Source organism: Delftia deserti (genome assembly GCF_042653485.1).
In the GTDB taxonomy this organism is placed as follows: domain Bacteria; phylum Pseudomonadota; class Gammaproteobacteria; order Burkholderiales; family Burkholderiaceae_C; genus Comamonas; species Comamonas acidovorans.
Genome location: NZ_JBHSIH010000001.1, coordinates 7,024,673 through 7,036,045, shown reverse-complemented (window position 1 = coordinate 7,036,045; position 11,373 = coordinate 7,024,673). Strand labels below are relative to the sequence as shown.

Genomic DNA, 11,373 nt, shown 5'->3' with positions numbered 1-11,373 from the left:
GGGCATCAAGATACAACCATAAAACAGGCTGTGAATCTCCTCATGTAATGACAGAAATCTTGCAGGAAAGCTGCCGATGGCATAAAACTCCGCCGAAGCGCCTGTGGCCATGACGACGCATTTCTGCTCCTATTTCCTGACGTCAATCCAGCCCATCTCAATTCCATAGCGGATGAGATCAATATCCTTGCGTATACCCAGTTTGTTCATGACTGCCACCTTGTGCGTGCTGACCGTCTTGATACTGCGGTAGAGTTTTTTTGCTATTTCGGACACCGTCAGGCCGGAGATAAAAAGAAGCAGAACCTCTTCCTCCCGTTTTGAAAGCTCTATCGATGTGCGCACCGCACCCAACCATTCTCCTCCCAGGAGCTTGCTTGCACTGGGCGATATGAATTGACCATCTGTGTATGCAGCGTAGATGGCGGGCAGCAGACTTCCCAAAGAATCAGTTTTATGCACAATTCTGTAGATTCCTTGGCTGGTAAGAGATTTCATGATTCCAATATTCTCGATCATTGTCAGCATGACGATCTTGACACTTGGGAATCTTTTGCGAATGACATTCAGCATCACCAGACCGTCGCCGTAGGTCCCACCGGGCATGCAATAATCGGTCACCAGTACATCGCATTCGTTGTTCCTCAGAAAGCTGATGATTTCCGTGGAGTTTTTCGCTCTACCTACAATCTCTATTTCACGCTTATCCTCCAAAACACTTTCTATGCCTGCTAGAACTGCCGGATGGTCATCGGCAATTAATATCCGCAAGACGAAGTTTTTCATAACTCAATAATTAAAATAATTCCACGAAGAACATTCCTATTCTAGGCAGCCGGCTACTAGGATTTAATTGGATTTGTCTGATTTTTTAAGCTAAAAATCTAAGATTTGTCTGATTTGTAAGTGTTATTGACGAAAAATCGGGTGCCAGTCCTAGGCTCCACTCCTAGAATTCAACAGACAGTTGCATCAATGGTTGAATGAATTCGGGCTGGATGATGCACGGACCCGAAGCGCCCGATCTGCGGGGAAGGTGCCAGGCCTGTGCGCGATGAAATCACTGCGGCGCTTGGCGGGCGGCTGAAGAGATGTCGGAATCCCGGCACAATCCAGGGATGCGAATCCTCCACACCATGCTGCGCGTTGGCAACTTCCAGCGCTCCATCGATTTCTACACACAGGTTCTTGGCATGCAGCTGCTGCGAACCTCCGAGAACCCCGAGTACAAGTACTCCCTGGCCTTCCTGGGCTTCGAGGGAGGCAACCCGGGCCAGGCCGAGATCGAGCTGACCTACAACTGGGGCACCGAGGCCTATGACATGGGCTCGGCCTATGGCCACATCGCCATTGGCGTGCCAGACGCATATGCCGCCTGCGAGAAGATCAGGGCCTGTGGCGGCAACGTGACGCGCGAGGCAGGTCCCGTCAAGGGCGGCACCACGGTGATTGCCTTTGTGACGGATCCGGACGGCTACAAGATCGAACTCATACAAGAAAATTCGCGCGCCCACGCCGGGACCCAGCCTGACGGTGACGCGAAGTTCGACCCGCTGCGCAATTCCTGATCCACGCAGCCCTCAAAAAGAAAAGGCCCGGAGCGTCAATCGCTCCGGGCCTTTTCTTTTTGGCCGTTTACAGCGGCAAGGCTCAGTCCACCAGGATCACTTCCACACGGCGGGCTTCGGCGTTGCTGCCGTCAGCCTGCAGCTGTTCGGGCTTCTTGAGTTCGACCTTTTCCTGTGCCACGCCCAGCGCGGACAGGGCGGCTTGGACTGCCAAGGCGCGCTTTTTGGCCAGCTCGGCGTTGAGTTCGGCGCTGCCCGTGGCGTCGTGGTAGCCCGAGATCACGGCGCGCTTGCCGCCCTGCACACCGGCGACCACGTCGGCCAGCGCTTCATTGGCACCCGCGGCCAGCTCGGCCTTGGCCGATGCGAAGTAGAACTTGACCACGCCGTTTTCGACCACGACACGTGCCACGTCTTCCTCCACGACCATGGGCGCCATGGCTGGCACAGGTGTGGCGCCAGCGGCCGTTTTTGCAGGGCCGTGCGCAATGCCGCGCTGGTAGACCACGACACCAACGACCGTGGAGACGACGAGCGCAATCAGCGCAAACAAAAAGCCCAGGGCAAAACGTTGTTGGCTATCGTCGTCGGATTGACTGAAGGACATGAAGCACTCTCCGTGAATGAGCTGTTGAAGGAAACCTGAAAGACTGCGAAAAACCGGCCGATTGTAGAGGGCCGCCGTCAACGCCCCTGCGCCCTGCCCGAGCCCTGCGCTGCCGCTCGGCTGCAACTGTGGCGCTGCAGAGACAAAAGACCGGCCTTGCCAGGGCAACGCAGGCACTTGTGCACCGTTTGCGCGTCCAGGCGTTAAAACGTCATTGTTCTTTCATGCTGTCGCGCCCATGTCCGCCCTGCCAGAATTTTCATTCGCCCGCCGAGAGTCCCAGCCCATGCTGGACGAGGCGCTGCACCGATGGGGCGGGAGCGATGATCTCTGGATCTTTGGCTACGGCTCGCTGATCTGGCGACCGGATTTCGATTTCTGCGAACGCCGCACGGCGCGTGTCTTTGGCTGGCACAGGGCGCTGAAGATGTGGAGCACCATCAATCGCGGCACGCCCCAGAATCCTGGATTGGTCTTTGGCATGCTGTCCGGCGGCAGCTGCCAGGGCATGGTGTTCCGCATTCCCCGGCACCACGGCCACGCCGTCATGGAAAAGCTGTGGCAGCGCGAGATGGCCAATGCCGTCTATGACCCGCGCTGGCTGCCCTGCCGCACCGGCCAGGGCACGGTGCAGGCCCTGGCGTTCACGCTGTCCCGGCAAAGCCCCAATCACACGGGCGAGCTGGCTCCCGAGGACTATCGCCGCATCTTCAGCGAGGCCAAGGGCATCTATGGCAGCACGCATGACTATGCGCGCGCGACCTTCGATGAGCTCAAGCGCCTGGGCATCCGTGACCGCGCGCTCCAGCGCCTGCTCAGCTACGCGGGCCAGCCCGATGCAGGCGCGCTGCAGGGCCCCGTTTGACGCCATCGCCGCACACGGGCGCAGAACGCTGTGCTCTCCGACATGGCCACCGTATCGCAAGCGGCATGATGGCGGCTGCGCGCCGTGCGCCCCGTGATTTTTTCAGTTCCCATTCCAACCAGGAGATTGCCGCCATGCCTTTGAACGCTTCCCAATCCAGCCACGCCGCCACTTCGCAGCCCGCCACCCCGTCCGCCGCCGTGAAGCTGCTGATGGCTACCGGCATGGTGCTGGCCCTGGGTGCCTGCGGCAGCCAGGCCAAGCCTCCTGCTGCAGCCGCAGCGTCCGTCCCGGCGGCTGTTACCGCAGCCCCCGCTGTCCGCAATGTGGCCATGGCCCAGTTGCAGCCCACGCAAGGCAGCAAGGTCAGCGGCAGCCTGCAGTTCACCCCCCAGGCCGATGGCAGCGTGCGGGTGCAGGGTTCGGTCCAGGGGCTGGCGCCGAACAGCGAGCATGGCTTTCATGTCCATGAAAAAGGCGATTGCTCCAGCCCCGACGGCCTGAGCGCGGGCGGCCACTTCAACCCCACAGGCCACGCCCATGGCCGCTTCGATTCTGCGACCCATCACACGGGCGACCTGCCCAGCCTGCGTTCCGATGCGCAAGGCATGGCAAGCATAGACTTCGTGTCGCGCGGCCTGGCACTGGACCAGGGCCCCAACAGCGTGGTGGGCCGCGGCCTGATCGTGCACAAGGACCCGGACGACTACACCACGCAACCCACCGGCAATTCGGGCGCGCGCCTGGCCTGTGCCGTGATCACGCGCGGTTGACGCCCAGCCTGGACTGCCGTTCAGTGCAGGCAGTCGCGCAACCATGCCGCGCATTGCTCGGCGCGTGCGCCCGGCCATTGGACGCTGAGCGTGGTGTCGCCACGGCGCAGTTCGACATGAATGATGTCGGCAGCGCCCGCGCCGCCCTCACCGCCCGTGCTGCCGAATAGCCGCCCCCACCAGCCACGGCCCCGCAGGTCTTGTGCCGTGGAGGGCAATTCCGAAGCTGGTGCTGGGGCTGGCGAATTCCGGGCTTGCACCACCTTTTCCCTGGCTGGCTCGGAGGCCGGCGCTGACACGACAGGCACAGGTGCCTGCATGACCGCCTCGCCCGCTGCGGGCTCCCCTCCCCCTCCTTCAAGCCGCGCGGCCAGATTGGCACCAAACTCCTCCCATATCCGGTCGGCCTTGGTTTTCATCACGCTCAGCCCGAAGGCGCCCAGACGGCCCAGCAGGTCCACATCGACCTTGATGCGCAGTTCGGTGCCGCCATCCGGCGTGGCGTTCAGGAAGATTTCGCTGCGCTGCTTGAGCGAGCTGGCCACCGAGGTGTCCTCTCCCGTCCCTTCCACGCGCAGATACTCGGGCGCGCGCTGCTCGACGATGCGCGTTCGCAACTTGAATCTGGCGCTGATGAAGGAGATCTTCTGGTGCATCACCGCCACGTATTCGGTGGGGCTGACCACTTCGATGGACTGCATGCCCGGTACGGCGCCACCCATGACCTGGGGATCGAGCAGCAAGGCCCACACTTGCTCTCGCGGGGCCGAAACGGCCAGGGTTTTCTCAATTTCCATGCATTTTCTCCGCGGCCACAAGGACCGATTCCACGATCTGGGTGTAGCCCGTGCAGCGGCACAGGTTGCCGTTGAGGCCATGGCGCACTTCGTCGGCGCCGGGATGGGGATTGCGCCCCAGCAGGTCGCAGGCGGCCATGATGAAGCCCGGCGTGCAGTAGCCGCATTGCAGTCCGCCGCATTGCATGAAGCTTTGCTGCAGGGGATGCAGCCGGTGCGACGGGTCTGCGCCCGCGCCGCCCGCAATGCAGTCGGCCAGTCCTTCGATGGTGGTGAGCGCGCGACCCTGTACCTGCACGGCCAGCAGCAGGCAGGACTTCACCACTTCGCCATCCAGCAGCACCGAGCAGGCGCCGCATACGCCCGTCTCGCAGCCGCGCTTGGTGCCCGTCAGGTGCAGGTCGTCACGCAGGAAATCCGACAGCAGCCGGCGCGCAGGCACCTCCACGCTGCAGGGCTCGCCGTTGACGGTGCATTCGATGCGATGTCGGCTCATGCCAGCTCTCCTTGCTCCAGTGCCAGGTCCAGGCCGAACAGTTCGGCCACGGTGCGGCGCACGTTGACGCGCACCATCTCTCGGCGGAAATCCGCGGAGCCGCGCAGGTCCGAAACCGGCGTGATGTCGGCCGCGACGATGTCACCCGCCTCCGCCGCCAAGGCCCAGGTGAGGGCACGGCCTTCAAGAAAGGCCTCGGCGCGCCGCTGGCGCACCGGTATGGGCGTGGAGGCGCCCACGACCAGGCGCGCATCGCGGCAGATGCCCCCGTCTGCGTGCGCCACCAGGGCCACGCTGGCCAGCGGCCGGTGTTCGGCCGCCGTGCGCAGAAAGCGCGTGTAGACACCGCTGCGCCGAACATCGCCTTCGCCCATGGGTGGCACGCGGATCTCGCTGACGATCTCGTCGCCTTCCAGCGCCGTGGCGTAGTAGTCGACCAGGAAGTCCTCGATGTCCAGCAGGCGCTCGCCTCTTGCGCTGGCCAGCACGATCTGGGCGCCCAATGCCATCAGGCAGCCGGGCGGGTCGGTGGAGGGGTCGGCATAGCAGAGGTTGCCGCCCACCGTGCCCTGGTTGCGCACCTGCGGGTTGGCCATGCGCTGTGCCATGCGGGCCAGAACCGGATAGTGACGCGACACCAGCGGCGAGGCCGCCAGGTCGGCATGGCGCACCAGGGCGCCGATACGCAGGCCACGCACCGGGTCGAAGTCCAGGCCGCGCAGCGCATCGATGCCTGCCAGCGAGACCAGGTGCGTGGGCGCGAGCATGCGCTGGCGCAGGCCCAGCATCAAGGCCGTGCCGCCTGCGATCACGCGGCAGTCCTCGCCCAGTTGGGCCAGCAACCGGCTGGCCTCCGCCACCGAGGTGGGCTCCAGGAAGTCGAAGTCATGCATGGCGGTCCTCTTCGGCGCATGCGCGCAGCGCGGCCAGGATTTTCTCGGGCGTGATCGGCAGGTCATGGATACGCACGCCGATGGCGTCATATACGGCGTTGGCGATGGCAGGCGCACCCGGCAGGATGGCGGTTTCGCTGGCCCCTTTGGCGCCATAGGGGCCGTTGGGCTCGTTGGACTCGACGAAGCCGCCACGCAACAGGGGCACGGCGTCGGCCGTGGGCATGATGTAGTCGGCGAAGTTGCCGTTGGCAAGGCGCCCGCCCTCCAGGTGCAGTTGCTCGTAAAGGGCCCAGCCCATGGCCTGGACGGTGGCGCCATTGGTCTGGCCGTGGATGGCGACGGGGTTCAGCGCCTTGCCGCAGTCGTCGGCCACATAGCTGTCAAGCACCCGGACCTGGCCGGTTTCCGTATCGACCTCGACCTCGACGGCCTGGGCCGCGAAGGAGTAGGCCGGCGCGATGTTGCCGTGCAGCTGGGCGTCGTGCATCTGCGTCTGGGCATCCCAGGTGTGGCTGACCTGTATGCCCTCGCCGCCATGGCGCCAGATGTGCTGGCGTGCGAGCTCGGCGATGTCCGCCGTACGGTCGGTGCCGCGCACGCGCACCAGGCCATCGGTCAGCTCCAGGTCGTCGGCCTGCGCCTCCAGCACGACGGCGGCCAGGGCCAGCAGCTTGCCGCGGGCGGCCCGTGCGGCACCCATGGCGGCATTGCCTGCAGCCATGGTCACGCGCGAGGCCAGCGAGCCTATGGCGAAGGGCGTGCTGTCCGTGTCGGGTGGGGCCACGCGGACCTGCGACAACGGCAGCGTGAGTTCATGGGCGACGATCTGGCTGAGCATGGTGGCCGCGCCCTGGCCCATGTCGCATTCGCCACTGAGCACAAGCACATGGCCATCCTCATGGATGCGCACCACCACGGTGGAGCCGTCCCAGTCGCCCATGGTGCGGTTGCCGCTGACATGCATGGCAGCGGCCATGCCCACGCCCCTGCGGCGGGCGCCAAGGGCCTGGCGGGGCCGGGCGCGCTTGCCGCGCCAGTCGATGGCATCAGTGGCCTGGTCTATGCATTCCTTGAGGCCGGCGCTGCCGATCTTCCAGCCATGCACGGTCACGTCGCCGGCTTGCACTGCATTGAGCTTGTGGACCTCGGCCGGATCCAGCCCCAGCTGCCCGGCCATGGTGTGGATGTGGCTGTTGAGCGCGAACAGCATCTGCGTGCCGCCAAAGCCTCGGAACGCGCCGTGCGGCGGATTGTTGGTATAGACCAGGGTCGCATGCGAGCGCACGTTGCTCTGCCTGTGCATATTGTCGCTGCGCATAGCGCTGACATGCATGACTTCGGCCGACAGGCCCGCATAGGCACCGCACTCGGCAACGATGCGCACCTGCTTGGCGAGGATGCGGCCGTCACGCGCCATGCCCAGCTTGAGCGTGATGCGCTCGGGCACGCTGGAGCAGCAGGCCAGGAAGTCCTCCAGCCGGTTGTTGACCAGGCGCACGGGCCGCCCGGTGCGCAGGGCCAGCAGGCCCGCCACGAGCTGGTTGTCGTCCTCGACGATCTTGCCGCCAAAGCCGCCGCCCGTGGTGGCCTGCACCACGCGGATGGCGGACACCGGCAGCTCCAGCGCCGCCGCCAGCCGGGCGCGCGCCAGGAAGACCGATTGCGTGGAGGTCTGTACCAGCAGGCGGCCGTCGGCGTCGATGGAGGCCAGGGTGGCCATGGGCTCCAGATAGCCCGGGTACTGGGCATGCGTGGTGTAGGTGGCTTCGTGGACGAGGTCGGCGGCGGCGAAGCCCGCCTCGGGATCGCCGCGCTCGAAGCGGATTTCGTGCGCGACGTTGCCCCGGCCCGGGTGCACGCCGGGCGCCTCTTCGTCCAGGGCCTCTTCGGTGGAGAGGATGGCGGGCAGTTCTTCGTACTCGACCTCGATCAGGTCCAGCGCATCGCGGGCGATCTCTTCTGTGGCGGCGGCCACGGCTGCCACCTCTTCCCCCGCAAAGCGCACCAGGCCGTCGGCCAGGATGCGCCGCTCCTTGTGGCTCACGCCCCAGGGCGTGCGCGGAGCATCTGCCCCGGTCAGCACGGCTTTCACACCGGGCAGCGCACGCGCGGCGGCAGTGTCCATGCGCACGATGCGCGCATGCGGATAGGGGCTGCGCAGCACCTTGGCGTGCAGCATGCCCGGCAGCTTGAGGTCGCCTGCATACTGGGCGCGGCCCAGCACCTTGGACAGCGCAGTGACCTGGGCCGTTTCGCGGCCCAGCGTGGAATTCGATGTATTCATGTCATTGCGCCGTGATGCCGAGCTCACGGATGACCGTGCCCAGGCGCTCGTAGTCGGCAGCGTTGACATCGGCCAGCACCTGCGGCGTCCCGCCCACCGGCACGGCGCCGAAGGTGGCCATCTTTGCCACCACCTCCGGCATCTTGAGGATGTCGTTCAGATGGGTGTTGAGCACCTGCACCACGGCAGCCGGCGTGCCCCGGGGCGCAAAGAAGCCGTTCCATGCCCCGGCGGCGATGTCCTTGTAGCCCAGTTCCGCCAACGAGGGCACGTCGGGCAGCAGGGGCGAGCGCCTGGGGTCGGTCACGGCCAGCGCACGCAGCTTGCCGGTCTGCAGGTATTGGGACACCGGCCCCAGCGTGACATAGGCCAGGCCCACATGGCCCGCCGCCACATCGTTGACAGCCGGCGCCACGCCGCGATAGGGAACATGCTGGATCTTCAAGCCTGCGGCGCGGTTCAGCCACTCGGCACCTATGTGCATGGGCGAGCCTGCGCCCGGGCTGGCATAGCTGAGCGTCTGGCCGGCCCTGGCCGCAGCCACCATGTCGGCCACGCTCTTGAAGCCCGTGGAAGGATGGGCCACGAGCAGCACCGCCTGGCTGGCCGTCTGTATCACGGGGGCGAATCCCTTCAAGGGATCGTAGGTCGCGGCCGGCGGCAGCCTCATCACCATGGGAGCGATGGTGAAGGGGTTGGGCGTGAACAGCAGCGTGTAGCCATCGGGCGCCGCCCTCGCGACCATATTGTTCCCCAGGGTGCCGCCCGCCCCGGGCCGGTTGTCCACCACCACGGGCTGGCGAAGCCGTGCAGAGAGCTTTTCGGCAAACAGGCGCGCCATGGCGTCCGTATCACCTCCTGCGGGATAGGCGACCACCACGGTGATCGGCCTGGCGGGATAGTCCTGGGCAAAGGCCGGGCCACAGGCAGCGGCGGCCAGGGCCAGTGCTGCAATGGTCAGGCCGCGCCGACGTTGGGGGTTCATCACTGGCTCCTTCGTCGAAAACGCGGACATGCGGGGATCGATGACTGGCATGGCCGCAAGGGCTGGCTATGGGATGGATTTCAATATTCCATACATGAAACATTGACTCTCCAAAGAATCGATATCGAATTTTCGTCAATAAGTTGATGAATCAACTTACTGAAACCACCAATTGACCATGGTCAAATTTCCATAAATTTCTTCACCAGGAAAACATTGGGCGGCCTGTGAAACAATCGGGAAGATCATGTCCAACCCGTCTTCTCCCCCTCCCCTGGCCGCCACGAACGCGGTCAATCCCTGGACCGACCTTGACGAAGCCGGCAGCGGCCTGACCGTCGATGCCTTCCTGACCACGCTGATGAGCCAGGTCGGCAATGCGCTGCGGCGCACCATCACCGTCCCCTATGCGGATGCGGCGGATCTGACGGTATCGGAATGGCGCCTGCTCGCCCTGATCGCCCATGCGGGCGAATTGCCGTTCAGCGCGCTGGTGGTGCAATCGACCTCGGACAAGGCGCTGGTCAGCCGCACGCTGCGGCTGCTTGAAGAACGTGGCCTGGTGGCGTTACAGGCGCAGGGCTCCACGCCGCGCAAGAAGATCCAGTGCGCCATCACCTTGGCGGGCCGGCAATTGCACGATGAGGTGATGCCCGTTGCACGCCGCCACCAGGCCGCCGCACTGCGCGTGCTGTCGCGGGAGGAGCGGGAGGTGATGCACCGTGCGCTGGTCAAGCTGCGTGGCTACTGTCAGACAAGCCAGGCCGGCCAGGCGAACGAAGGCGGGGAAGGCTGAATCAGCTGCAGGCGGTCTTGCCCCGCGCTTGCAGCAAGGCCTCGGCACGCGCCAGATCGTCCACGGTATCAATGTCGGCGAGTATGCCGACATCCTCCACACCGATCAGCACCAGGGCCCGCGCATCGCGCAGCGCCTTCAACAGGGGCGCCCCGCCCTTCTCGCCACTCAATGCCATGAGCGCCTCGCCGCAGACCGCCCCAAAACCGACCGGATGTCCACGTTGGCCTGCATGGATGGGCTGCGCCGCCTGCGCTCCGCTGCGCAGCGCATCGGCCACTTTCAGCAGCGTCTGCGGGCTCACCAGCGGCAGGTCGGCAGGCAGCACCAGCCAGCCCGGCGCACCTGCCGTGGCACGCACGGCGGCGGCCAGCGAGTCACCCATGCCCGGGTGGCCTGCATCCTCCAGGTGCCAGGGCAGACCGCTGGCGCGCACGGCGGCCAGCGTGTGATCGAGCACCGTGCTGCCGCCCAGCGGTGCGGACAGCTTGTGCAGGGTGCCGCCCGAGGCACGGAAACGCTCGCCACGGCCCGAGGCAAGGATGAGCACGCAAGGGCGGTCTTTGAAGTCTGTGAGCATGCGCAACTCTAGCCCAGCAAATGAGAGGCTGGGCGCAGGCACAATGCAGGCCATGAGCAGCATTTCCACCTCGATCGCCGATCTGCGCAAAAGCTACGAGCGCGCGGAACTGAGCGAATCGGCCTCCCTGGCCGATCCGCTGCAGCAGTTTGACCAATGGCTGCAGGAAGCCCTGAGTGCCCAGGTGCCCGAGCCCAATGCCATGACGCTGGCCACCGTGGGCGGTGACCTGCGGCCCAGCACGCGCATCGTGCTCATCAAGGGCTATGACGAGCGCGGCCTGGTCTGGTACACCAACTACGACAGCCGCAAGGGCCAGCAACTGGCGGGCAATCCGTTTGCAGCGCTGCAATTCCACTGGGTGGAGCTTGAGCGCGTGGTGCGCATCGAGGGCCGCGTGGAAAAGGTCAGCGATGCCGAAAGCGATGCCTACTTCAACAGCCGCCCGCTGGACTCTCGCATCGGCGCCTGGGCCAGTCCGCAAAGCCAGGTCATCAGCGGCCGCAGCGTGCTGGTGGCCAATGCGGCCAAGTACGGCGCGCAATTCCTGCTGAACCCGCCGCGCCCGCCGCACTGGGGTGGATTCAGGCTTGTGCCCGAACGCTGGGAATTCTGGCAAGGCCGCAAGAGCCGGCTGCACGACCGCCTGTGCTACCAGCTGGAAGGCGGTGCCTGGCTGCGCCAGCGCCTGGCGCCCTGAGCCCTGGATCGCTGGCGCTGCTGAAA

The 11,373-nt window shown here is 65.0% G+C and carries 13 protein-coding genes; 5 read left to right on the top strand and 8 right to left on the bottom strand.

The window, feature by feature from the left end:
• Positions 1-129: 129 nt before the first annotated feature.
• Positions 130-786 (bottom strand): response regulator, encoded by a 657-nt coding sequence (locus ACFPFG_RS33030; RefSeq protein ID WP_183022038.1) that lies wholly within the window; start codon positions 784-786, stop codon positions 130-132.
• 332 nt (positions 787-1,118) lie between these two features.
• Between ACFPFG_RS33030 and gloA the strand changes: the two genes are divergently transcribed.
• Positions 1,119-1,568 (top strand): lactoylglutathione lyase, encoded by a 450-nt coding sequence (gene gloA / locus ACFPFG_RS33025; RefSeq protein ID WP_220808962.1) that lies wholly within the window; start codon positions 1,119-1,121, stop codon positions 1,566-1,568.
• Positions 1,569-1,650: 82 nt separating this feature from the next.
• Here the strand turns inward: gloA and ACFPFG_RS33020 are convergent, their stop codons facing one another.
• The gene (locus ACFPFG_RS33020) at positions 1,651-2,175 is read right to left on the bottom strand and encodes an OmpA family protein (RefSeq protein WP_380110075.1); all 525 of its coding nucleotides are present in this window, start codon (positions 2,173-2,175) and stop codon (positions 1,651-1,653) included.
• 238 nt (positions 2,176-2,413) lie between these two features.
• Here ACFPFG_RS33020 and ACFPFG_RS33015 point away from each other — a divergent pair, with 238 nt between their 5' ends.
• Positions 2,414-3,040, top strand: coding sequence for a gamma-glutamylcyclotransferase (locus ACFPFG_RS33015; protein WP_197956145.1), 627 nt, complete (start codon positions 2,414-2,416; stop codon positions 3,038-3,040).
• A 134-nt stretch (positions 3,041-3,174) separates the two neighbouring features.
• Positions 3,175-3,813: a superoxide dismutase family protein gene (locus ACFPFG_RS33010; protein WP_197956144.1), complete on the top strand. Its 639-nt coding sequence runs from the start codon at positions 3,175-3,177 to the stop codon at positions 3,811-3,813.
• Between the two features lie 20 nt (positions 3,814-3,833).
• On the opposite strand, the gene ACFPFG_RS33005 is transcribed toward ACFPFG_RS33010, so the two are convergent.
• From ACFPFG_RS33005 to ACFPFG_RS32985, 5 genes are read right to left on the bottom strand one after another with little or no spacing between them, the layout of a single operon-like run.
• Positions 3,834-4,610 (bottom strand): CoxG family protein, encoded by a 777-nt coding sequence (locus tag ACFPFG_RS33005; RefSeq protein ID WP_183022033.1) that lies wholly within the window; start codon positions 4,608-4,610, stop codon positions 3,834-3,836.
• The gene (locus ACFPFG_RS33000) at positions 4,600-5,106 is read right to left on the bottom strand and encodes a (2Fe-2S)-binding protein (protein ID WP_183022032.1); all 507 of its coding nucleotides are present in this window, start codon (positions 5,104-5,106) and stop codon (positions 4,600-4,602) included. Before ACFPFG_RS33000 ends, ACFPFG_RS33005 begins: the two co-directional genes overlap by 11 nt.
• Complete coding sequence (locus tag ACFPFG_RS32995; RefSeq protein ID WP_183022031.1) at positions 5,103-5,999, bottom strand: FAD binding domain-containing protein; 897 nt, start codon at positions 5,997-5,999, stop codon at positions 5,103-5,105. The genes ACFPFG_RS33000 and ACFPFG_RS32995 overlap by 4 nt, the downstream gene beginning before the upstream one ends.
• A complete protein-coding gene (locus ACFPFG_RS32990; RefSeq protein ID WP_380110073.1) occupies positions 5,992-8,286 on the bottom strand; it encodes a xanthine dehydrogenase family protein molybdopterin-binding subunit in 2,295 nt (764 codons plus the stop codon). Before ACFPFG_RS32990 ends, ACFPFG_RS32995 begins: the two co-directional genes overlap by 8 nt.
• 1 nt (position 8,287) lies before the next feature.
• Positions 8,288-9,271, bottom strand: a complete 984-nt coding sequence (locus tag ACFPFG_RS32985; protein WP_312371896.1) for a Bug family tripartite tricarboxylate transporter substrate binding protein — start codon at positions 9,269-9,271, stop codon at positions 8,288-8,290.
• A 247-nt stretch (positions 9,272-9,518) separates the two neighbouring features.
• On the opposite strand from ACFPFG_RS32985, the gene ACFPFG_RS32980 reads away from it, so the two are divergent.
• Positions 9,519-10,067 carry a MarR family winged helix-turn-helix transcriptional regulator gene (locus ACFPFG_RS32980; protein ID WP_312371899.1) on the top strand — a complete coding sequence of 183 codons (549 nt, stop codon included), beginning with the start codon at positions 9,519-9,521 and terminating at the stop codon, positions 10,065-10,067.
• A gap of 1 nt (position 10,068) precedes the next feature.
• Here the strand turns inward: ACFPFG_RS32980 and ACFPFG_RS32975 are convergent, their stop codons facing one another.
• Positions 10,069-10,647, bottom strand: a complete 579-nt coding sequence (locus ACFPFG_RS32975) for a nucleotidyltransferase family protein (protein ID WP_197956140.1) — start codon at positions 10,645-10,647, stop codon at positions 10,069-10,071.
• Positions 10,648-10,699: 52 nt separating this feature from the next.
• Between ACFPFG_RS32975 and pdxH the strand changes: the two genes are divergently transcribed.
• Positions 10,700-11,347 carry a pyridoxamine 5'-phosphate oxidase gene (gene pdxH, locus ACFPFG_RS32970; protein ID WP_183022026.1) on the top strand — a complete coding sequence of 216 codons (648 nt, stop codon included), beginning with the start codon at positions 10,700-10,702 and terminating at the stop codon, positions 11,345-11,347.
• Positions 11,348-11,373: the final 26 nt, after the last annotated feature.

What these genes read in the sequence shown, in the direction of transcription:
- gloA (WP_220808962.1), top strand. Translation starts at nt 1,119, where the DNA reads ATGCGAATCCTCCACACCATGCTGCGCGTTGGCAACTTCCAGCGCTCC.
- ACFPFG_RS33000 (WP_183022032.1), bottom strand. Translation starts at nt 5,106, where the DNA reads ATGAGCCGACATCGCATCGAATGCACCGTCAACGGCGAGCCCTGCAGC.
- ACFPFG_RS32985 (WP_312371896.1), bottom strand. Translation starts at nt 9,271, where the DNA reads ATGAACCCCCAACGTCGGCGCGGCCTGACCATTGCAGCACTGGCCCTG.
- ACFPFG_RS32995 (WP_183022031.1), bottom strand. Translation starts at nt 5,999, where the DNA reads ATGCATGACTTCGACTTCCTGGAGCCCACCTCGGTGGCGGAGGCCAGC.
- ACFPFG_RS32990 (WP_380110073.1), bottom strand. Translation starts at nt 8,286, where the DNA reads ATGAATACATCGAATTCCACGCTGGGCCGCGAAACGGCCCAGGTCACT.
- ACFPFG_RS33005 (WP_183022033.1), bottom strand. Translation starts at nt 4,610, where the DNA reads ATGGAAATTGAGAAAACCCTGGCCGTTTCGGCCCCGCGAGAGCAAGTG.
- pdxH (WP_183022026.1), top strand. Translation starts at nt 10,700, where the DNA reads ATGAGCAGCATTTCCACCTCGATCGCCGATCTGCGCAAAAGCTACGAG.
- ACFPFG_RS33015 (WP_197956145.1), top strand. Translation starts at nt 2,414, where the DNA reads ATGTCCGCCCTGCCAGAATTTTCATTCGCCCGCCGAGAGTCCCAGCCC.
- ACFPFG_RS33030 (WP_183022038.1), bottom strand. Translation starts at nt 786, where the DNA reads ATGAAAAACTTCGTCTTGCGGATATTAATTGCCGATGACCATCCGGCA.
- ACFPFG_RS33010 (WP_197956144.1), top strand. Translation starts at nt 3,175, where the DNA reads ATGCCTTTGAACGCTTCCCAATCCAGCCACGCCGCCACTTCGCAGCCC.
- ACFPFG_RS33020 (WP_380110075.1), bottom strand. Translation starts at nt 2,175, where the DNA reads ATGTCCTTCAGTCAATCCGACGACGATAGCCAACAACGTTTTGCCCTG.
- ACFPFG_RS32975 (WP_197956140.1), bottom strand. Translation starts at nt 10,647, where the DNA reads ATGCTCACAGACTTCAAAGACCGCCCTTGCGTGCTCATCCTTGCCTCG.
- ACFPFG_RS32980 (WP_312371899.1), top strand. Translation starts at nt 9,519, where the DNA reads ATGTCCAACCCGTCTTCTCCCCCTCCCCTGGCCGCCACGAACGCGGTC.